This is a genomic window from Cobetia sp. MMG027, assembly GCF_027947415.1.
GTDB lineage: Bacteria > Pseudomonadota > Gammaproteobacteria > Pseudomonadales > Halomonadaceae > Cobetia > Cobetia marina.
The window spans coordinates 48,742-69,153 of sequence record NZ_JAQJIO010000013.1 but is presented as its reverse complement, the minus strand read 5'-3'; the positions used below and the strand labels follow the sequence as shown (position 1 = coordinate 69,153).

Here is a 20,412-nt window from a genome sequence, read left to right as displayed (position 1 = left end):
GTATCGAGGGTACTGCGTGAGAGGGCGGGGAGGTTTTCAGGCATTCCCCTCCATCTGCCAGGATATCGGCCGATACATCCAAAGTCGCTCTGCGAGCGTAAGGGGGTATGCCCCGAGTCCGATGATCGGGCCATTACGCTGTCGTCTCGCTTGAGGACACTGAGCGTGGAGGAAAAAATCAGGCAGTTCCGTACCTTGCAGGTAAACTATCGTTTCAAGTGTATGTCCACTTTCAGCTCGTTCCCCTTGGCAGGCCCCCGATGATTGAGGTCATTCATGCATGGTAGCTATTCCCCCTCACTGGTATTGCTTTCCATTCTGGTCGCGGTACTGGCATCTCATGCTGCCTTGCAGCTGATTCGGCAGGTCGCGCTGTCGGTGTCGCGTGCCAGTCGCCTGGGGTGGCTGCTGGGTGGGGCTCTGGCGATGGGCCTGGGCATCTGGTCAATGCATTTCATCGGCATGCTGGCCTATGACATCGGTACGTCGGTCACCTATGAGTGGGGCTTGACGCTACTCTCGATGATGGTGGCCGTGCTCTCTTCCGGACTGGCGCTGTGGGCCAACACGCTGTCGCGCTTGACGCTGCCATGGCTGTTTGGCAGCGGAGCGGTGATGGGGGGCGGGATCGCTTCGATGCACTATCTCGGCATGGCGGCGATGCAGATGCCGATGGCGTATCGCTACGATGCCCCGTTGTTGGGACTGTCGATTCTGGTGGCCGTCATCGCCTCGACGGCTGCGCTGTGGCTTGGAGGGCTCTTTCTGCATCAGCGCCGGCCGCGTCGCAGTTATCAGGCCCTTGCTGCGTTGCTGATGGGGGGAGCGATCGCAGGGATGCACTATCTGGGCATGGCGGCGATGGAAGTGGTGCCTGACTCGGTGATGCCGGCTCCCCCGCTTCGTTCGGGGGGAGGGCAGCATGTCTGGCTGGCAGTGATACTCGGGGTTGCCTCACTGGCCGTGCTGGGACTGACGTTGCTGGCGCTGAAGGCAGAAAGTCGTGTGCGGCGCAGTCGACACTATCGGGCGCGGTTGAGCGGTCTGCTGGAGTACCGCACCCGGGAATTGCGTCACGAACGGGATCAGGTGACCGTGATGCTGGATTCCATCGATGAAGGGGTGATCAGCCTTGATCGGGAGGGAATGATCCGCCACATCAATCCCATCGCGGCAGAATTGTGTGGCTGGGATCCCGCGCTGGCCCGGGGCCGCCCCTGGGCGCGCATTCTGCAATTGCGCCATGAGGGCTCCCTCCACATGATGGATACCCACCTGGATGTCGTGCTCAGCCGCGGGGAGGTCGTGCACATGGCGAACCAGACCCTGCTGGTCGCCAGGGATGGCAGTGAGTGTGCGATAGAGCTCAAGGCGTCTCCGGTACGCGCTCGCAATGATGAGGTGGAAGGCGCCGTGCTGGTCTTCCGTGACATCAGTTATCGCCAGGCGATGATTCGTCGGCTCGATTTCCAGGCCCATCATGACAGCCTGACGGGGCTGCAGAACCGCAGTGCCTTCGATGATGCTCTGGGGGCCTCGCTGGAAGACGGCGATCTGCATCAATTGCTGTATCTGGATCTCGACTTCTTCAAGGTCATCAACGACACCTGCGGTCATGCAGCGGGGGATACCGTGCTGCGCGAGATTGCGCATCTGATGCGCGAGCAGATCCGGGATTCTGATGTGCTCGCCCGTCTGGGAGGCGATGAATTCGCGGTCATCCTCTATCGATGCAATCGTGAACAGGCACTGGAGCGCGCCTCGAGACTCTGCTCGACCATCGCGGATTATCGTTATCTCGAGGATGGGCGTCAGTTCCAGCTGGGTGTCAGCATCGGCCTGGCGTCCATCACGGGGAGTGCACCGGCCACGGAAGTGCTGCGTCAGGCCGACGCGGCCTGTTACATGGCCAAGCAGAATGGTCGCAACCAGGTGCATGCCTATCACGAGGAAGATGCCGGGCTCGAGCGTGCCCAGCGCGAGCTCCAATGGTTGCCTCTGTTGCAGGAAGCGCTGGAGAAACGCTTCTTCACGCTCTATATCCAGCCGATTGAATCGTTGTGCCGCCCGTCCAGTGGGCCTTACTACGAAGTATTGCTGCGCTACGTCAATGCCGAGGGCGAGCATATGACCCCGGCCCACTTCATGGGCACTGCCGAGCGCTTCGGGCTGATGCCTGCCATTGATGTCTGGGTCGTCACTGAAGCGCTGCAGGTACTGAAATCCAATGACGGGCGCATTGAAGAAGACGCCATCCTGGCCATCAATCTCTCGGGGCAAAGCCTGAGTGACATGCCATTGCGCGATCAGCTGATCACCATGATCGAGGAGAGTGGTGTGGCGCCTGAGCGATTGTGCTTCGAGATCACCGAGACGGCCGCCATCAGCAATCTGGCGCAAGCACGCGAATTCATTCGTGGCATTCGTCGCCTTGGCTGCAGCTTCTCGCTGGACGATTTCGGCAGCGGAATGTCCTCTTTCGCCTATCTCAAGGAGTTGCCCGTCAATCAGCTCAAGATCGATGGCGCCTTCGTGCGCAATCTGACCCGTGACAGCCTGGACGCTGCCATCGTCTCGGCCATCTGCCGCATCTGTGCCCAGATGGGCATCGTCACCATCGCCGAATACGTGGAGCGACGTGACTTGCTGCCGGCACTTGAGCAGATCGGTGTCGATCTCGTTCAGGGCTATGGTATCGGTCGCCCCCAGCCGCTGGGAGGGGTGTTGCTCACTTCTGGTCCCCGGCGCGACAACGGGCCTGCAGCCAGCCTGCAAGGTTGATAGAATGTCGCCTTTGCATCGGCACGCTTCGTGCCGATGCGTCTGTTTGCCGGAGTGTGCCTGTGAAACTCTTGCTGCTGGATGCCGGGCATTGCCTGAGCCTCGGCCTGGCCCGAGTGGCCAACACCCGTACGGATCTCGAGCTTCAAGTGCTCGATGCCGTGCGTATCGACGCCAGTGATATTCGCTCGCATCGCGCGGATGTGGTGATCGTGCCTCCCTTCGTCAGTCCTGCGGACTCGGCACCGGCAGACGTCACGGCGCATGCCGAGCACGTGGAAGCCGTGCTGGCGGCCTGTGTCGAGACAGACACGCCGCTGGTGTGGTGCGTGGCGGACCAGATGTTCGAGCAGGGCGGGGAAGGCTTGCTCGATGAGGAAGAGGTGCCGTCCCCCATCGATACGGCATTGCGTCGGGTCATCGCCACGGGCGACCGTATCCGCGCCGAATTGCCGAGCCATCTGATCGTGCGTCTCGGGCCGTTGTTCGGCCCTGACGGCCGTGATGCCTGGCTGCCGACGCTGATCGAGTCGTTGCTCGCGGGTCAGGAAGTCCGCGCTGCGGAAGACGTCATCCTGTGCCCGACCAGTGTCGACGCCGTGGCCATGGCGCTGGTCGGCATGCTGCAACAGCAACGTTGCGGTGCGGGTTCCTGGGGCGCCTATCATCTGGCGGGTACCGAGCCTGTCAGCAGTTACGCCTTCATCAGCGTGGTGCGGACTCAGCTGATCACTCGGCTCGAGGGGATCGGGGAGGAGGTATCACCCGGCCCGATCAAGGCGTTGACGCTCAACTCGGGAACTCCGCTGCGCCGAGTGCTCAACTGTCGACGAGTGCTGGAGACCTTCGGGGTGCATCAGAAACCCTGGCGGCTGGAGCTGTCCCGTCTGCTGGACGATTGGGTGGCACAGCGCACCCCGGTGACCTCACCTCAAGAGGATGTCTGACGTGCGGAGATCTTTACTGTGAATGCACTGCGTAGTGTGTTGTTTTACTTCGGTTATTTCATGGCGTTGCTGCTCAGTGCCTTGGTGCTGGTACCCGTGGCAGCCTGCTTGCCGCTCAAGGCACGTTATCGCGTTCTGCATAGTTACAACCACCTTGTGCTCTGGTGGTTCCGTCTCACCTGTGGCGTCAGGGTAGAGGTCAGCGGACGTGAGCAGCTGCCCGAAGGGGCATGCGTTCTGCTCTCCAACCACCAGAGTGAGTGGGAAACCATCTATCTGCAGGTGGTCAAGCGGCCGCTATGCACCGTGCTCAAGCAGGAGTTGCTCAAGATTCCCGTCTTCGGCTGGGGTCTCAAGCTGCTTGAGCCGATTCCGCTGGACCGCAAGCAGCCCGCCAAGGCGCTCAAGCAGGTATTGAGCGTGGGTACGCAGCGGCTCAAGGATGGCTTCACGGTGCTGATCTTCCCGGAAGGGACGCGCCTGGCACCGGGGACGCGCAAGAAATTCAACAAGTCAGGTGCCGCGATTGCCTGTCGTGCTGGAGTGCCGGTCGTCCCGGTGGCCCACAATGCAGGCGAGATCTGGCCCAATGACAGCTGGATCAAGCGTTCTGGCACCCTGCATGTCGTCTTCGGGCCTGCGATCGAGACTACCGGCCGCAAGCCGGATGCGGTGATCGCGGATGTCGAGGGGTGGGTGGAAGACACCTTGCAGCGGATATCCCGCACTCCACGTCCGCCACTCGAGGAAAAGGCACCGGCAGACAGCGTGGGCGTCTGAGCGCTCCGACTGGAGGAAGTCGGGCGGTGAAGTGATGTGAAAGCCAGCCGATAGCTCGCCACCAGCAAAAAGGCCGCCCCATGGGGCGGCCTTTTCGTGTCATGCATCACCGGTCAGAGATCCATGATCTCAGTCCTGGAAGCGCTCCAGGATCAGACAGGCGTTGGTGCCACCGAAGCCGAAGCTGTTGGAGAGCACACGCTCGATCTTCACGCCATCACGGCGAGTGGTGACGATATCGAGGCCGTCGGCGCGTTCATCCAGTTCGCTGACGTTGGCGGAGGCGGCAATGAAGTCGTTCTCCATCATCAGCAGCGAGTAGATGGCTTCCTGCACGCCAGTGGCGCCCAGAGAGTGGCCGGTCAGCGACTTGGTGGAGCTCATCGCCGGGCTGTCCGCACCGAAGACTTCCTGGATGGCCTTGAGTTCGGCGACATCCCCCACTGGCGTCGAGGTGCCGTGAGTGTTGATGTAGTCGATCTTGCCGTTCACGGTTGCCATCGCCTGACGCATGCAGCGTGCGGCGCCTTCACCGGACGGTGCCACCATGTCGTGGCCGTCTGACGTTGCGCCGTAGCCTGTCACTTCGGCGTAGATCTTGGCGCCACGTGCCTTGGCGTGCTCCAGCTCTTCCAGGACCAGCATGCCGCCACCGCCAGCGATGACGAAGCCGTCACGGGTGGTGTCGTACGGACGAGACGCGGTTTCCGGCGAGTCGTTGTAACTGGTGGAGAGCGCGCCCATGGCATCGAACAGGCAGGACAGTGTCCAGTGTTCTTCTTCACCGCCGCCAGCGAAGACCACGTCCTGCTTGTTCAGCTGGATCTGCTCGACAGCGCTGCCGATGCAGTGAGCCGATGTCGCACAGGCCGAGGAGATCGAGTAGTTGATGCCCTTGATCTTGAACGGCGTGGCCAGACACGCGGAGACGGTGGAGCCCATGGTGCGGGTGACGCGGTACGGTCCGACGCGGCGCAGGCCCTTGGCGCGCATGATGTCAGCGGCCTCGACCTGGTTGGCGGAAGATGCGCCACCGGAACCGGCGATCAGGCCGGTACGCTCGTTGGAGACCTGCTCCGGGCTCAGGCCGGAATCAGCGATCGCCTGCTCCATGGAGATGTAGGCATACGCCGCGGCATCTCCCATGAAGCGCAGTTGCTTGCGATCGATATGGTCTTCGAGGTTGATGTCGACTACGCCCGCGACCTGGCTGCGGAAGCCAAGCTCGGCGTATTCCTCTTTGCGGCGGATACCGGAACGTCCCTCTTGGAGGGATTCCAGGACCTGCTGGCGATCATTGCCCAGGCAGGAAACAATGCCCAGCCCGGTGACTACCACTCTACGCATGGGAGCCTCCCGTTCAGAAGTTCGCAGTGGAGGTGAACAGACCGACGCGCAGGTCGTTGGCCTGATAGATGTCGCGGCCATCAACGGTGACTGTGCCATCGGCGATGCCGAGGATCAGCTTGCGAGTGATGACCCGCTTGATGTTGATGGTGTAGGTCACCTTCTTGGCGGTCGGCAGGACCTGACCGGAGAATTTCACTTCTCCGCAGCCCAGCGCACGACCGCGGCCCGGGTTGCCAAGCCAGCCGAGGTGGAATCCGACCAGTTGCCACATGGCATCGAGGCCCAGGCAGCCCGGCATGACCGGATCGCCCGGGAAGTGGCAGTCGAAGAACCACAGGTCCGGAGTGATATCGAGCTCAGCGATCAACTGCCCCTTGCCGTGGCTACCGCCTTCCTCACTGATGTGAGTGATGCGATCCAGCATCAGCATGTTGGGAGCAGGCAGTTGCGCATTGCCCGGGCCGAAGAGTTCGCCCTGGCCGCAGGCCAGCAGCTCGTCGCGAGTAAAGGAGTGTTGCTTGGTCACTGAGTCATTCCGAGTAGCGGGATGGTTATGCCGTACGGGGCGTAACAACGCCCGAATGGGGCTAGTCTAATGGCTGGCCCCACTGAATGCACGTGGGGGGCAGACTAAAGGGCACCATGGGGCGGTGCAAATATCTGCTTCAGCTTTTGGCGTGCCAGTCGATAAGACGATGGGTGTCAGCGGGCTGGCATGACATTTCCGTGGAGAATGGGCAGCATTGGTGCGCGGGCCAGCCTGGCTGTGAAGTGGCCATTTGCATGATGAAACCGTGTAGTGGATATCGTCATCTCGACCGAGGGTCCGGTATGTGGCCGAATGCTTCCTTCAATCGCCCCCTCATCTGGGGGGGAGTCATTGCTCTGTGCCTGATGCCGTGGCTGCCAGGCCTCGAACTGCGACTGTGCGCGCTGATACCGGTCACTCTGGCAGGCGCGGACATCCTGCGGTTGATGCGCCGACTGCATCTGCGGCGCGAGTTGCTGGAGGCGGCCGTGCACCTCAGCAGCGATGGACTCCTGATCAGTGATAGTCATAACAAGGTATTGGCGGTGAATGCCGCCTTCAGTCGGATCACCGGCTACGCGCCGGAGGAGATCATCGGGCGCAACCCCTCCCTGCTGTCCTCGGGTCGCCATGACGAGGACTTCTATCGCCGCTATTGGCAGGCCCTGGCGGTGCATGGCTATTGGGAGGGCGAGGTCTGGAACCGGCGCAAGCAGGGCGATGAGTACCCTGAGTGGCTGAGGGCGCGACGCATGGAGCGCGCAGGAGAGGTGTTCCACATCGCGCTGTTCTCGGATATCTCGCGCCACAAGGCGCGGGAGGAAGACCTGCAGCGCATCGGGCTGGAGGACACTCTGACCGGCCTGCCCAATCGACGTCGTCTGAGTGACCTGATGGTGAGTCGTCTGGGCAGCTTGCGGGCCGGTGAAGCCCTGGACCTGGCGCTGATCGACATCGATGCCCTCAAGAGCATCAACGACTCGCTGGGCACCGAGGGGGGAGACCGTCTGCTCAAGCTGTTCGCGCGGCGCCTCACGGAGCTGGCACGCGGCGGTGTCGCAGGACGCATCGGCGGTGACGAGTTCGTGATTCTGCGAACCACGGCGGGGGGAGACCACGGTGAGTGGATCGAAGAGCTGCGCTCGACGCTGACCCAGCCACTGGAAGTGGACGATCAGATTCTCCACCTGGCGCTCTCGATCGGCAGCTGTCGTGCACCGGAGGACGGGCGTGATCCCGAAGTGGTGATGCAGCGCCTGGAAAGCGCCCTGTACGCCGCCAAGCGCCACGGTCGCAATATCGACATGCGCTTCCAGCCGGCGCTGGACTCCGGTGCCGATCTCCAGCTGGGATTGGCCAACGATCTACGGGCAGCGCTCGAGAGCCATGGCCAGTTGCAGCTGCACTACCAGTGTCAGCATCAGGCCAGTACCGGCAAGGTGAGCAGTGTCGAGGCGCTGCTGCGCTGGCAGCATCCATTGCGTGGGCCGGTGTCACCTGCTGACTTCGTCCCGCTGGCCGAGCGCCATGGCCTGATGCTGCGACTGGGCAACTGGGTGCTGCGTGAGGCCGTGCAGCAGCAGGCGAACTGGCGACGTGCGGGACACCGCCTGTGCATCTGGGTGAATGTCTCGGCACTGCAGCTGATACAGGGCAATTTCGAGGCCTCGCTGGCCGCGCTGCTGCTGGAGTATGACGTGCCGGCGGACAGCATCGGCCTGGAGTTGACCGAATCGGTGTTGCTGGATGAGCGCGCCGGTGACATCTCGCGCCGGCTGGCGACCCTGCGCAGCAGAGGCCACCAGATCGCGGTGGATGATTTCGGGACCGGCTATTCGTCGCTGTCCTATCTGAAGGATCTGCCAGTGGACAAGCTCAAGCTGGATCGGGCCTTCATTCGCAGCTTGCCGGGGGAGCGCTCCGATGCGGCCATCACCATGGCGGTATTGGCGATGGCCAAGGGGCTGGGCATGGAGATGATCGCGGAGGGTGTCGAGACGGCAGAGCAGCGTGAGTACCTGGTATCGCACGGTTGTGGCTGGATTCAGGGCTTCTACTTCTCCCGTCCCGCGCCGGCGGCGGATGTCATCGAACGTCTCAATGGCTATGAATCCGGCCAGTTGTCCATGGCCATGGCCTGAAGCCGCCTCGATGCACGGACATCATGTGCCTGGCTGGGCCAGCTTCCAGCGCGAGATGGCCAGGCATAGCCCGCCCCAGATGAGGGCCTGTGCCGGCAACAGCCAATCGGCGAGCGTGACGTCAGCGAGCTGAGCGCCGCCGTAATAGGACAGGGGCGCGCTTGTCGCCCCGCCGATGGCGGCGAGCCATGGGCGCTGCCATAGCCAGTGCAATGCATGATGTACGGTACTGGCGAACAACGGCCACAGGCACCACATCCACACGGGCAGCGGCAGCCAGTGTGTCCAGTCCGGCGCGGTGGCTGGCAGCGAGTAGCCACCGGCCAGGGTCAGACCGCCGTCCACCACCATGCCCAGTGCCAGAAAGCCCCCCAGCCATCGCAGCTCTCGTGCGCGCCGGGCCTGTGGGACGACCCAGCCCAGATGCGCGGCCAGAATGAGCGGGGTGACCAGCAGTGCGACCCAGGCGCCCCCCAGCACGCAGCTGAACCAGCCAAGCTGAAACAGCCCGGCATTCAGCAGTGGGGTGATGCGTGGGGAGAGCACGTTCAGGCGTTCCAGTCCTTGAGTCCCACCTGCACCGGGCGGGCGCCAGGACCTCCCAGCAGCAGCTGACAGGTGCCGATGGTGCGCTCCCGGAAGCCCCCTTCACAGTAGGCCAGGTAGTAGCGCCACATCCGCACGAAGCGTTCGTCATACCCCTGTGCATAGACATCGTCGAGGCGTGCCTCGAAACGCTGCCCCCACGCCTTGAGCGTGGCCGCGTAATGCAGGCCGATATCCTCGAGTGTCAGCAGGTTCAGCTGGGTATCACGTTGCATGGCACCCAGTATGGCGCCATGTGAGGGCAGGAAGCCGCCCGGGAAGATGTAGCGCTTGATGAAATCCATCTCGCGGCTGGCGGCCGCGAAACGTTGATCACGGATCGTGATGGCCTGCAGGGCGATCAGGCCTTCGGGCTTGAGGAGTCGCTCGAGAGTCTTCAGGTAGGTCGGCAGATACTGATGCCCGACCGCCTCGATCATCTCCACCGAGACGATACGGTCGAAGCGGCCTTCGAGGGCACGATAATCCTGCTTGAGCAGCGTGATGCGGTCTTCCAGTCCTTCTTCGGCGATGCGTGCCGCCGTATAGGCATGCTGCTCATCGGAGATGGTGGTGGTGGTCACGTGACAACCGCGCGTTCGGGCAGCATGGATGGCAAGGCCGCCCCAGCCGGTACCGATCTCCAGCAGGTGATGCTGTGGCTCCAGCTCCAGCAGGTCGAACAGTCGCTCCAGTTTGTGCGTCGAGGCTTCCTCGAGGTCTGCCTGGGGATGCGGAAAGACCGCCGCGGAGTACATGCGGTGCTCGCGATCGAGGAACAGCGCGAAGAGGTCGTTGCCAAGATCGTAGTGCGCCGAGATATTGCGCTTCGAGCCCGCCAGGGTATTGCGCGCCAGCGCGTAGGCGACACTCAGCGCCCACTTGGAAAGGCGCGAGGTCCCGCTGTCCACCGAGTCATTGACCTGTTCCAGATTGAAGGCGAACAGACGCACCAGCCCCACCAGATCATCCGTCTCCCACTGACCGTCCATGTAGGCTTCCGCCGCCGCGACGGTGCCCCCCAGTGCCATGCGCCGCCAGGCGCGCGAATCGTGGATGCGCAGCGTGATGTCACGTGGCCCCCCTTGCCCCAGCACATGGCGCTCACGACCTTCCAGCACGGTCAGGCTGCCGCCCTCGAGTCTGTCGAGCATGCGCAGCAGCCGAGGGCGCAGCAGGCGGGTCAGGCGGTCATCGTGACGGGGGATTGCCACCGGACTGGGGGGAACGGGTTCAAACTGGCTCATGGTGATGTCCTCATGACGGATGCCGAGTCTCTGGCTGAGGGCGCGGATGATCGAAGATCGGCACGCGCTTGAGCGCCAGACGCAGCGCCTCGTAATGGATGCCTGCCACGGTCTTGAGCGTCATCCACGGGAAGCGCAGCAGCAGGCGGGTCATGGCGCGTGGAGTCGCGGGTTCCAGATGCAGGCTCAGGCTGGCATCGAAGAGTGATTCCCCGGGCTTGCGTGTCACTTCCTCGCCCAGTGGATGATTTTCCATGTGCAACAGGAGCTCATCGTTGCTGGGGTCATTGAAGCGCCAGTGATAGCGCATGCCCATCGGCATGAAGGGAGAGACATGCAGGCGCTTGTCGAAATGCGCCGAATGCATGCGCCGTCGCGAATCGGTGCGCGAGGCATACAGCACACGCTCGCCCCAGGGAATGTTGGTCACCTCACCGAGCACGGCGCCCAGCTGGCCCGTCGCGTGGTAGAGGTAATAGAGTCGGATCGGATTGAAGCCCACCCCGAAATGCCGCAGCTGGGTCAGCAGGAAGATGCGGCCTTGCGGCAGGGGCGCATGATCGCCCGCCATGGCGAGCTCGCGTCGACAAGCCTCATGGACACGCTCGATCAATGGGCCATCCGTCAGACCGTGCAGGGCTGCCGGGAGATGGTCGCGCTCGCGAAAGGCCAGCGGTGCCGCCCGACTGGCGCTTGCCAGACGCCGGCCTGCCATCAGGTCCGGCAGCTCATCCAGCGCCAGCCACGCCATCGCGACGCGATAGCGAAAGGCATGCTGGCGCGGCGCATGGCGACGATGGCGCAGCGTGCCGTAGCCGATACGGCTGGCGGGCGCCTTCAATCGTCTGCCTCGCGGGCACCCAGTGCCTCGGCGACGCGCAATGCACTCCACACGCCATCTTCATGGAAGCCGTTGCGCCACCAGGCACCACAGAAATGGGTGCGTCCCACCGGGCCACCGGGCCGCGGCGAGACACCGGAGATCTCCATGAAGCGCTGCTTGGCGGCCTCGGCCTCAAGCGTGAAGCGCGGGTGATCATAGGCGTAACGGCCCAGTACGAGGGCGGGGTCGATGGCATCGCTGTCGTTGAGCGTGATACAGAAGGTCTCTCGAGGCGGATAGTCGCGCTCATCGAGGCGCTGCAGGATGTTCATGTCGTAGGTGACGCTGGCTCGCTGGGCGTCATCCCGCCCATCGAGACGGTAGTTCCAGCTCGCCCAGGCCTCACGGCGCCTGGGCAGCAGGGAGGTGTCGGTGTGCATCACCACGTCATTGCGCTGGGTCGTGATCGCCGAGAGCACGTCCTGCTCACGGGCGCTGGCGTCTTTCAGCAGAGCCAGTGCCTGAGGCGCATGACAGGCCAGCACCACCTGATCGAAGCGTTCGCAGCGCCCATCGACGTGCTCCAGTGTCACGCCGTCGACATCGCGCCGTATCTGGCGGATCTCGCTGTTGAGGTGAATGCGCTCGGCATAGCCCTCGGTCAGCGGGGCGATGTAGCTGCGTGACCCACCGATCAGCGTGAACCACTGGGGACGATCGTTGATCGACAGCAGGCCGTGATGGCGGAAGAAGCGCACGAAGAACTGCAGCGGGAAGCGCTCGATGTCCGCGATGCTGGCGGACCAGATCGCCGCGCCCATCGGCAGCAGATAATGCTCACGAAACACCTGCGAGTAGCCATTGGCGTCGAGATAGCTGCCCAGGGTCGCGTCCTCGGCGAGCCTGCCGCTGTCCAGGTCCGCCGCGGCCTGCTGATTGAAGCGCAGGATGTCACGCAGCAGTCGATAGAAGCGCGGACGCAGCAGGTTGCGTTTCTGGGCGAACAACGACAGCAGCGTATGGCCGTTGTACTCGAAGTCCTCGGCGGTGGTGTGTACCGAGAAGCTCATCTCGGTGGGCTGATAGGCGACATCGAGACGCTCCAGCAGGCGCTGGAAGTGGGGATAGGTGCGGTCGTTGAAGACGATGAATCCGGTATCGATGGCCCATTCGCTGCCATCGGCGGTCTGCACGTCCATGGTCGCAGTGTGGCCGCCGAGACGCTCGGCCGACTCGAAGACATGCACCTCGTGGTGACGACTGAGGTAGTAGGCCGCTGCCATGCCGCTGATGCCGCTGCCGATGACGGCGATCCGCTGGCGGGGAAGAGGAGCTGTTGCCTGTGACGTCGTTGTATTCATGCCACTCCAGAGAAGGAAGACCTGCGATCAAGAAACATGCTGTTCGTGGCAGGCATTCGCATGCCTGATGTCGGTCAATCTCGCGTCATGCGCAGTCCGATCTGGCGGCGCAATGTCGGCGGTAGAATGCCCAGCAGCTTCACCAGCAGCGTGAAGCGCCTGGGGAAGTGAATATCGAGCCGGTGACGCGCCAGCCCTGACACGATCGCCTCGACGGCCTGATCGACCGTGACCTGCATCGGCATCGGGAAGTCATTGCGCTCGGTCAGCGGTGTCTTGACGAAGCCCGGATGAATCACGCTGACATCGATCCCCTGAGCATCCAGGTCCAGCCGCAGCGACTCGAGGAAGTAGCTCACTGCAGCCTTGGAAGCCCCATAGGCTTCGGCGCGTGGCAGCGGCAGGTAGGCCGAGGCACTCGACACCGCCGCCAGCTGTGGCCGCTCTCCCCCCTGCGCGGCAGCCGTGCGAAGCAGGGGCAGCGCGCTCTCGATCACATCCACGGCTGCCTGGAAATTGGTGGCGAAGACTCGGTGAATCAGATCGGCCTCGAAATCACGTGCATCCAGATATTCGCAGGTACCTGCGTTGAGGAGCATCAGGTCGAGTCCACCGAAGTCTTCCTCGATCTGTCGTGCGGCCGTACGGATGGCATCACGGTCGGTGAGATCCAGCGTGATCACCAGTGCATCACCGGGGCCTTGTTCGGCGTCGGCCGCGATGGCCTTCAGCTTGTCGGTGGAGCGTGCGCTCAGCACGACACGATGCCCATCGGCCAGCAGGCGACGCGCCAGCCCTTCACCGATCCCGGAGCTGGCACCGGTCAACCAGATGCGCTTGCGTGTCGTGGCTGGGGGCCTGGCTTGACTGGGCATTCTCTCTCCTTGGCGTGTTCGCCTGTCGCGATGAGCGCACCGCTTGACTGTCGGTGGGGGATGTCATCTGCGTGCCTGGGGGCACATCAGTCCATGCGTCGCTTGAGCAGCCTGATTACCTTGCCCAGCAACGGCACCTGCTCGTAGAGCAGCTCGCCGGCATCGAAGAAGTCACGGTGCCGACATACCTTGCCGTGTCGGAATTCGAGGCGTGAGGCACCTTCCACCACGATATCGCTGCCGCCGTTCAGGCGCGGATGGCGATAGGTCATCGTCCAGCTCAACCATGCCAGTCCCTGCTCCGCGCTCTCCCACGTGTTCGGTGCCTCATGCGACGTGGCGGCTGGCTCTGGCCGAGTCGGGCCCAGCGGATGATGAAACACGAAATCAATCGATGAGACATTCGTGTACAACCCTGAGAAATACTGGTTGAGCGCTTCGAGGCCCTGAACTTCGTGCAGAGGGTCGCGAAAAACGACATCGTCACTATAGACTGATTTCAGCAGCTCTGTAGAGGTTTTGTCCAGCTTTTCGTAAAGGCGACAGACCCGAACCAGCGCCGGGCTCATCTCGGGGGGCAGCGATTGCATGGCTGTGCTCCTGACGTCGAGACAATGAAAAAGCGGCCCGCTGGAGATCAGCAGGCCGCCTGGCAGGGTCACTCGCTTCTGGTGAGCGCCTTGAAGGCATCGAGGGCTCGCTGGCGGGCGGCCTTGTGGTCGACGATCGGGCGCGGGTAGCCACAGGCATGGCAGTCGTCAGCCGTGGGCTGGTGACGACGCTTGGCGGGAAGTTCGGCCAGCTCAGGCACGAAGCTTGCGATGAAGTCGCCGTCCTTGTCGAAGCGTTGCCCCTGGGTGGTGGGGTTGAAGATGCGGAAATAGGGCGCGGCATCGGTGCCGGTCGAGGCGGCCCACTGCCAGCCGCCATTGTTGGCCCCCAATTCACCATCCACCAGGTGTGCCAAGAAGTAGGCCTCACCACGGCGCCAGTCGATCAACAGGTGCTTGGTGAGGAACATGGCCGTCACCATGCGCAGGCGATTGTGCATCCAGCCGGTCTCGACCAGCTGGCGCATGGCGGCATCGACGATGGGGTAGCCGGTACGCCCTTCGCACCAGGCGGCGAAGCCTGCGTCATCATCGCGCCATTGCAGGGCTTCGGTATGGCGCTGGAAGGGGCGGTGGCGATTGACGCGCGGAAAGCCGACCAGGATGTGCTGGTAGAACTCGCGCCAGATCAGCTCGTTGACCCAGGTGGTCAGGCCGACATCACCGTCGGCGAGACTGCCGTTTTCCGCCAATACCGCCGCGTAGCACTGTCTAGCCGAGATCATGCCGAGCGCCAGATAGGGGGACAGTTCGCTGGTGCCGCGCGTGGCGGGCAGGTCGCGCTGCTCGTGGTAGCGGCGCGCCCGGAAGGTCATGAAGCGCTCCAGGCGCTCCTGGGCGGCATCCTCGCCGGCAGGCCATCGCTCCGCCTCCAGCGGCTCGCTCGGCCCATGTTCCACGTCGACGCTGTGCGTGTCGGGAAGCGCGGGAATGGCGTCTCCTGAAATCTCGCGTCCCTCGGCGTCTTGGGGCGCATTCTGCACCGCGGGAGCCTCGTTGAGCGCCAGACGCCGCGCGTCGATCTCCTTGTGCCAGCGCTTGGAGAAGGGCGTGAAGACGCCGTAGTAATCGCCCTTGCCGGTCAGCAGTTCGCCGGGCGTGAAGGCGAGCATGTCAGTGTAGCGATGCAGGCGGATGTCGCTGTCGGCCAGGCGCGCGCGGACGAGTCTGTCGCGTTCGCGCTCATTGACGGCGTACTCGTCATTGAAGTGCAGCGCCTGGACGCCAAGTTGCGTGCACAGCGTGGCCAGCGCTTCGGGTACTTCCGCGAAGGTGTCGCAGTCGAGGACCTTGAGCGGGATGTGATGGCCGGCGAGTGCCTGCTGCAGGACGTGCAGACCGCGACGCAGGAAGTCGAGCTTGTTGGCACCATGACCATGGGTCATCCACTGGGCGTAGCAGGGGATGACCACCGCCACCACCGGGCCGCGTGCGGCCGCTTGCGAGAGGGCGGTATTGTCATGCACGCGCAGGTCGCTTCGCAGCCACACGAGCTGCAGAGGCTGTCGGCTCGCATCGGAGTCAGCCCCGGATTCGGTGTCCGTACCGGGAGACCGTGAGGCGGTGGAAGTGCGGGATGTGGGAGAAGGGGCAGGCATGAAAGCTCCTTTGCGGTCGAAAATGTGCATCGCGCAGGAGCTTCGGGAGGATCAACGAGCCAGCAAGGACCTCAGGCGGACCACCGCTTGAACGGGGTCGGCCCCGAGACCTTCCAGGGGCCCGTCCACCAGCTCCTGCTGGCGAATCTGGGCGGCCGGGCCAGCGATGGCCAACGGCACGGAGAGTTGTTCTGCCACCCGCGGCAACTGGCGGCGCATGACATCGCTGCGCTCGGCCTGAGTGCCGACCAGGATCACGGCCTGCGCCTGGAATCGCTCAGCGGCCAGTGGCAGCTCGGCCAGGGGCAGCGGGCCATCCAGCAGGCTGACGTGATAACCGGCATCGCTGGCGACCAGCGCCAGCAGCAGCAGCCAGCTCAATCCCGGTTCATCCGGCAGGCGCGTCAGAGTGATGTGCGGGGCATGGCGCTCCTGATTCGCGAACATCAGGCGGGCGCCGATACGTGAGCGCAGGAAGCTCTCGAGGAAACATTGTGCCAATCGGGCCCCGAAGGTCGTGGTGCCACGCTCCTCCAGCTGCTCGACCACCGGCTTCCACAGGCGTTCGACCACACTGTTGACCGGATACAGCGCCAGACTCTGGTTGTAGAGCTCCGCCAGCCGAGACTCATCCTGGGCGTCGATGGCGGCCATGATCAGTTGCTGCTGGCCGCCCCAGCTGCCTTCATCCGGCATCGGCGCCGTCTCTGGCTGGGGCTGATCCAGCAGCTCCCGCACCTGACTGACGGGCACGCCCCTGTTGAGCCACTGCAGGATGTGCTCGATGCGCTCGATATCCTCGCGGGCATACAGGCGATGTCCCTTGGGCGTTCGGCGCGGTTCGATCAACCCGTAGCGGCGCTCCCAGGCTCTCAACGTGACCGAATTGACGCCGGTCAGGCGTGAGACTTCACGGATCGGAAACAGGGGCGAGCTGGCAGTTTCCGTGGCCTTGTCAGTCATGGATGGTGTTACCTCTGCGGTGACGAGGCATCCCGGATGAAGCACGAAGAGGAACGAAGCACAGAAGTGGGAACTGAAGCATTCGAAGCGCTGCGGGATGCCGGCAATGCATCTTGTGCATTAGCTGTACATGTGGGGCTCAGGATGGCGCAGCCGCCTCGGCCTGACAAGTGGCATCACGCGTCAATTCACGTCGCATATTCGACGCGCAGGCCTGAAGGTGGCATCGCAGAGCCTTTCCGGTTCGCAGTCTCTCTCGGGTCATCGGGTCATCATGCGTTGTCCTGTTGCTCCACAATCTCGATCAAGGCCTCGACAAACGCTGGATGGGCACCCACCGGGTCCAGCAACGTGATCGGACAATCCGGATGCTGCTGGCGGGATGTCTCGAGCATGGCGGGGACGTCTTCGCGCAGATGGCGGCCCGCCGCAAAGAACAGCGGCAGGATGTCGATACGCGCCGCACCGTCCGCCGCCAGGGCGTCGATGGTGTCGGTCAGCAGCGGGTCACACAACTCCATGTAGGCCAGACGTGTCGGGCGCTTCAGGCGACTGGCGAGCGAGGTCTCGAGTGCCTCGAAGGGCTCGCGCCAGCGTGGATCACGCGAGCCATGCGCCAGCAGGATCAAGGCATCATCCTGGTGTTCCGTCTTGCTCATGAGGGCTTCCTGTCATGGGGGGATCGTGGGTCAGTTCTCTGAACTCGCGGGCTCATGAGTTCAGCGCGTCAGCCAGTCGCTCTGCCGCTTCGCGTCCTGACAGCCAGGCATCTTCGACTCGCGGTCCTTTCAGTGCATCGCCCGCCAGGCTCAGACCGTGCTGGCTCATCGGCGAGGCGGGCATTGCCTGAGGTGCGCAGCGGGTCGGATGAGCATAGCGCCAGCGATGGGCCGTGAGCGATACCTTGTCTTCACTCCAGTCCTCGCCCAGCGCCTGGATCTCGGGCAGTGCCGTGAAGGCTTGCCAGAGTGCCGCGCAGATGTCCTCAGGCGAGTCTTCCAGGTGAGTCTGGCTCCAGCCGGCGGTGGCCAGCAGGCTCAGGGTCTCGCGAGACCCCGAGGGGGGCTGGCGGCCGGGGCGCGAATGCTGTCGCATCACGCAGCGCAGTGGGGCGTCATCTCCGCGACTGACCAGCAGCCCCTGCCAGTCCTCGATGCCTGCCAGGGCCGGCAGCGGTGTCTCCAATGCAGCCATCACGGTCCAGGTGGGTGCCATCTCGATCCGCGAGAGCAGGGCGCTCAGCTCAGGCGCCAGAGAGTGTGGAGTCTGTTGCGCCGAGGCCGGCACGTTGCCTTCAGCGTCGGTGCCGGCGTCATTCAGCAGAGCACGGGCCTGAGGGGCCGGGGCGGTGATCATCACATGATCAAAGGGACCATGCCGCTCGCCGTCCCGGTCCTCAAGCTGCCAGCGAACCTTGCCGCCCGCCGCTTCATCGCGGACCAGGCGTGTGATGCGCAGGCGAGTGTGCAGGGTGGCATTGGCCGGCAGCTCCTCGCTCAGGTGGCGGCTCAGGGCGCTCATGCGCGGACTGGCCACATAGCGGGCAGAATCATCGCGAAGCCGCTGCCATTCCTGCGTGTCAGACGCTGTCTTGCCCAGACGCAACAGCCTGTCACCCCAGGGGGCGACGATACCGTCTGCCCGCCATGTCTCGAGCGCTGACTGGAAGCGCGGATCACGCGCGGTGAAATACTGAGCGCCGATGTCGAGGGGGCCGTGGGGAGTGCGCCGACTGGCCAGACGCCCGCCCGGGCCGCGTCCCTTCTCGAAGATCGTCACCGCGTGACCCTGCGCTGCCAGGTACGAAGCAGCAGAGAGACCGGCGATACCGGCACCGATGATGGCGATGGACGATACTGACATCAGGCAGGACTCCTGCTGGGGAAGATGGACCGGGAGGATGCAGCATGAAATGACGCCGGCATCCCTTGAAGTTAACTTCTTGTGCAGGATTGTACAATAAAGGTATAGATTCATGGCAAGAGTTGGCACACTCGATGCTTCACCGCCGAGGAGGACAGCATGCGAATCTTGATCACGGGGGCAACGGGATTTGTCGGTCAGGCACTCTGCCGCTCACTGGCCGCGGCCGGGCATGAGCTGGCAGTGGTGTCACGTCGTCCGGAGCGGGCCGAGCGGCAGTTCGCCGAACTGGGCATCACCCTGAAGGCGGCGGATTCGGCGCTGATGTTCAAGGACTGGCAGCCACAGGGCATCGTCAATCTGGCGGGGGAATCGATTGCCGGGAGGCGCTGGAGCGAGGATCACAAGCAAGAGCTGCGTCGCTCGCGGCTGGAAACCACCGAGCATCTGGTGCTGCTGTGTCAGCAACTGGCGGCTGAGGGGCAGGCTCCCCAGGTGATGGTATCCGGTTCGGCGATGGGGTATTACGGCGCGCAGCCCAAGGCGGGCGAGCCGGGTGATGTCGAGATCGACGAGCAGGCAACGCCTCACGATGACTTCAATCATCGCCTGTGTCGCGACTGGGAAGCGGCCGCCATGCCAGTCTCGGACTGTGGTGTTCGCCTGGCGATCATCCGCATCGGTCTGGTGATGGAAGCGGATGGCGGAACGCTCGCCAAGTTGTTGACGCCCTTCAAGTTCGGCTTGGGTGGGCGTCTCGGCGATGGCCGTCACTACATGCCGTGGATCCACCGCCAAGATCTGATCCGCATCATCGAGCGTCTGCTGGAGGATGAGGACTTGAGTGGGGCCTTCAATGCCAGTGCACCGCATCCGGTCACCAACATGGGCTTTACCCACGCCTTGGCGCGCGGTCTGGGGCGCCCAGCGATCCTGCCGCTGCCGGCCAAGGCCCTCAAGCTGGGGTTGGGAGAGATGAGCACGCTATTGCTGGAGGGCGCCCGCATGGTGCCGGCGCGCCTGCTGGCCGCAGGCTTCACCTTCGACTACCCGACCCTCGACGTGGCCTTCGCCGACATCCTGAGAAAGTGAAGGCCGGGGCCTGATGCTGCAGGACTTGCCCCTGGGGGCTAGAGCCTCCTGGCCAGAACCTGGCGGCTAGAACGGCAGCGGAGCGTTCAGCACCAGCGATGGCGCGTCGCTGCCTGTCGCTGACGGAATCACCAGCTGTGCGGCATGCAGCAGCAGGCGAGGGCTGGCATTCAGTGCCGCGCCGCGTGCATAGAAGCCATCACCGATGATGGGATGGCCGAGCGCCAGCATATGCAGGCGCAGCTGATGCGAGCGCCCGGTATGAGGTGTCAGCAGGACACGGCTGGCGGCGAGGGTCTGAGGCGAGCCATCCGGGCGCTGGCCATCGAGCATCAGGTGACGCTCGATCTGATAGTGCGTCAGTGCCGGTTTGCCATGGAGGAAGTCGACGATCTGCCGCGGTCTGCGCGGCCAGTCACAGCGCAGCGGCAGGGCGATGCTGCCCTCGTCGGGCGTGAGATGCCCTGCCACCACGGCCACGTAGCGTTTCTCGAGGGTGCGCGACTGGAAGAGACGCGACAGCCGCCGCTGTCCCTCGACATTGCGCGCCACCAGTAGCACCCCGGAAGTTGCCACATCCAGCCGATGCACGGCACGGGTGTCCTCGCTCAACCGGCACAGGCGCGAATGGACGCTGTCGAAGCGTGAAGGGTCGCGGCCCGGTACCGAGGGCAGCTCGGCCGGCTTGTCGATCGCCCACCAGTCATCGCCTGCCGCCAGCAGCGTCAGCCCCACTCCCTCGACACGCGCGACCTCCTCGGCAAGGCGTTGTCCCTGCCAGCCATGCTCGGTCGTGGTGTCGGGTCGGCTTTCTGGATGTGATGTCGCCATGACGGTGCTCTAAGGTGGTAGGGGTTGGTCGGTCA

At 63.7% G+C, this 20,412-nt stretch carries 18 protein-coding genes; 5 read left to right on the top strand and 13 right to left on the bottom strand.

The genetic code is table 11. The annotated features are described in order from the left end of the window. Positions 1-276: 276 nt before the first annotated feature. The 3 genes from PJK54_RS16435 (at position 277) to PJK54_RS16425 (ending at position 4,508) form a co-directional block, all read left to right on the top strand. Entirely contained in the window at positions 277-2,781 is a 2,505-nt protein-coding gene (locus PJK54_RS16435; protein ID WP_271303382.1) for a bifunctional diguanylate cyclase/phosphodiesterase, read from the top strand. A 62-nt stretch (positions 2,782-2,843) separates the two neighbouring features. Continuing rightward, positions 2,844-3,728, top strand: a complete 885-nt coding sequence (locus PJK54_RS16430; RefSeq protein WP_077373366.1) for a sugar nucleotide-binding protein — start codon at positions 2,844-2,846, stop codon at positions 3,726-3,728. An 18-nt stretch (positions 3,729-3,746) separates the two neighbouring features. Then, entirely contained in the window at positions 3,747-4,508 is a 762-nt protein-coding gene (locus PJK54_RS16425; protein WP_240499633.1) for a lysophospholipid acyltransferase family protein, read from the top strand. A gap of 129 nt (positions 4,509-4,637) precedes the next feature. Here PJK54_RS16425 and fabB read toward each other — a convergent pair whose 3' ends face one another. Both fabB and fabA read right to left on the bottom strand, forming a co-directional pair. Continuing rightward, on the bottom strand, positions 4,638-5,855 hold the full coding sequence (gene fabB, locus PJK54_RS16420; protein WP_077373369.1) for a beta-ketoacyl-ACP synthase I: 1,218 nt from the start codon (positions 5,853-5,855) through the stop codon (positions 4,638-4,640). Positions 5,856-5,868: 13 nt separating this feature from the next. Continuing rightward, positions 5,869-6,384, bottom strand: a complete 516-nt coding sequence (gene fabA / locus PJK54_RS16415; RefSeq protein ID WP_077373372.1) for a 3-hydroxyacyl-[acyl-carrier-protein] dehydratase FabA — start codon at positions 6,382-6,384, stop codon at positions 5,869-5,871. Positions 6,385-6,689: 305 nt separating this feature from the next. On the opposite strand from fabA, the gene PJK54_RS16410 reads away from it, so the two are divergent. Continuing rightward, complete coding sequence (locus PJK54_RS16410; RefSeq protein ID WP_271303381.1) at positions 6,690-8,528, top strand: putative bifunctional diguanylate cyclase/phosphodiesterase; 1,839 nt, start codon at positions 6,690-6,692, stop codon at positions 8,526-8,528. Positions 8,529-8,549: 21 nt separating this feature from the next. Here the strand turns inward: PJK54_RS16410 and PJK54_RS16405 are convergent, their stop codons facing one another. The 10 genes from PJK54_RS16405 to PJK54_RS16360 form a co-directional block, all read right to left on the bottom strand. Continuing rightward, positions 8,550-9,074 carry a DUF2878 domain-containing protein gene (locus PJK54_RS16405; protein WP_077373378.1) on the bottom strand — a complete coding sequence of 175 codons (525 nt, stop codon included), beginning with the start codon at positions 9,072-9,074 and terminating at the stop codon, positions 8,550-8,552. 2 nt (positions 9,075-9,076) lie between these two features. Next, the gene (locus PJK54_RS16400; protein WP_271303380.1) at positions 9,077-10,360 is read right to left on the bottom strand and encodes an SAM-dependent methyltransferase; all 1,284 of its coding nucleotides are present in this window, start codon (positions 10,358-10,360) and stop codon (positions 9,077-9,079) included. A 10-nt stretch (positions 10,361-10,370) separates the two neighbouring features. After that, the gene (locus PJK54_RS16395; protein ID WP_077373383.1) at positions 10,371-11,201 is read right to left on the bottom strand and encodes a DUF1365 domain-containing protein; all 831 of its coding nucleotides are present in this window, start codon (positions 11,199-11,201) and stop codon (positions 10,371-10,373) included. After that, the gene (locus PJK54_RS16390; RefSeq protein ID WP_136939715.1) at positions 11,198-12,544 is read right to left on the bottom strand and encodes an NAD(P)/FAD-dependent oxidoreductase; all 1,347 of its coding nucleotides are present in this window, start codon (positions 12,542-12,544) and stop codon (positions 11,198-11,200) included. Before PJK54_RS16390 ends, PJK54_RS16395 begins: the two co-directional genes overlap by 4 nt. Before the next feature lie 74 nt (positions 12,545-12,618). Continuing rightward, a complete protein-coding gene (locus PJK54_RS16385) occupies positions 12,619-13,419 on the bottom strand; it encodes an SDR family NAD(P)-dependent oxidoreductase (protein WP_271303379.1) in 801 nt (266 codons plus the stop codon). 86 nt (positions 13,420-13,505) lie between these two features. Further along, on the bottom strand, positions 13,506-14,009 hold the full coding sequence (locus PJK54_RS16380) for a nuclear transport factor 2 family protein (RefSeq protein WP_271303378.1): 504 nt from the start codon (positions 14,007-14,009) through the stop codon (positions 13,506-13,508). Positions 14,010-14,077: 68 nt separating this feature from the next. Then, positions 14,078-15,628 carry a deoxyribodipyrimidine photo-lyase gene (phrB, locus tag PJK54_RS16375; protein WP_271303377.1) on the bottom strand — a complete coding sequence of 517 codons (1,551 nt, stop codon included), beginning with the start codon at positions 15,626-15,628 and terminating at the stop codon, positions 14,078-14,080. A gap of 51 nt (positions 15,629-15,679) precedes the next feature. After that, positions 15,680-16,591: a MerR family transcriptional regulator gene (locus PJK54_RS16370; RefSeq protein WP_077373395.1), complete on the bottom strand. Its 912-nt coding sequence runs from the start codon at positions 16,589-16,591 to the stop codon at positions 15,680-15,682. A 272-nt stretch (positions 16,592-16,863) separates the two neighbouring features. Continuing rightward, a complete protein-coding gene (locus tag PJK54_RS16365) occupies positions 16,864-17,250 on the bottom strand; it encodes a sirohydrochlorin chelatase (protein ID WP_084207753.1) in 387 nt (128 codons plus the stop codon). Between the two features lie 52 nt (positions 17,251-17,302). Beyond that, on the bottom strand, positions 17,303-18,454 hold the full coding sequence (locus PJK54_RS16360; protein WP_271303376.1) for an NAD(P)/FAD-dependent oxidoreductase: 1,152 nt from the start codon (positions 18,452-18,454) through the stop codon (positions 17,303-17,305). Between the two features lie 159 nt (positions 18,455-18,613). Between PJK54_RS16360 and PJK54_RS16355 the strand changes: the two genes are divergently transcribed. Beyond that, positions 18,614-19,546, top strand: a complete 933-nt coding sequence (locus PJK54_RS16355; protein ID WP_271303375.1) for a TIGR01777 family oxidoreductase — start codon at positions 18,614-18,616, stop codon at positions 19,544-19,546. A 66-nt stretch (positions 19,547-19,612) separates the two neighbouring features. Here the strand turns inward: PJK54_RS16355 and PJK54_RS16350 are convergent, their stop codons facing one another. Next, positions 19,613-20,377 (bottom strand): pseudouridine synthase, encoded by a 765-nt coding sequence (locus PJK54_RS16350; protein WP_271303374.1) that lies wholly within the window; start codon positions 20,375-20,377, stop codon positions 19,613-19,615. Positions 20,378-20,412: the final 35 nt, after the last annotated feature.

Bases quoted from the DNA above. Each gene is read 5' to 3' on its own strand.
- PJK54_RS16355 (WP_271303375.1), top strand. From the start codon at position 18,614: ATGCGAATCTTGATCACGGGGGCAACGGGATTTGTCGGTCAGGCACTC.
- PJK54_RS16360 (WP_271303376.1), bottom strand. From the start codon at position 18,454: ATGTCAGTATCGTCCATCGCCATCATCGGTGCCGGTATCGCCGGTCTC.
- PJK54_RS16385 (WP_271303379.1), bottom strand. From the start codon at position 13,419: ATGCCCAGTCAAGCCAGGCCCCCAGCCACGACACGCAAGCGCATCTGG.
- PJK54_RS16400 (WP_271303380.1), bottom strand. From the start codon at position 10,360: ATGAGCCAGTTTGAACCCGTTCCCCCCAGTCCGGTGGCAATCCCCCGT.
- fabB (WP_077373369.1), bottom strand. From the start codon at position 5,855: ATGCGTAGAGTGGTAGTCACCGGGCTGGGCATTGTTTCCTGCCTGGGC.
- PJK54_RS16435 (WP_271303382.1), top strand. From the start codon at position 277: ATGCATGGTAGCTATTCCCCCTCACTGGTATTGCTTTCCATTCTGGTC.
- PJK54_RS16410 (WP_271303381.1), top strand. From the start codon at position 6,690: ATGTGGCCGAATGCTTCCTTCAATCGCCCCCTCATCTGGGGGGGAGTC.
- phrB (WP_271303377.1), bottom strand. From the start codon at position 15,628: ATGCCTGCCCCTTCTCCCACATCCCGCACTTCCACCGCCTCACGGTCT.
- PJK54_RS16365 (WP_084207753.1), bottom strand. From the start codon at position 17,250: ATGAGCAAGACGGAACACCAGGATGATGCCTTGATCCTGCTGGCGCAT.
- PJK54_RS16350 (WP_271303374.1), bottom strand. From the start codon at position 20,377: ATGGCGACATCACATCCAGAAAGCCGACCCGACACCACGACCGAGCAT.
- PJK54_RS16370 (WP_077373395.1), bottom strand. From the start codon at position 16,591: ATGACTGACAAGGCCACGGAAACTGCCAGCTCGCCCCTGTTTCCGATC.
- PJK54_RS16390 (WP_136939715.1), bottom strand. From the start codon at position 12,544: ATGAATACAACGACGTCACAGGCAACAGCTCCTCTTCCCCGCCAGCGG.
- PJK54_RS16380 (WP_271303378.1), bottom strand. From the start codon at position 14,009: ATGCAATCGCTGCCCCCCGAGATGAGCCCGGCGCTGGTTCGGGTCTGT.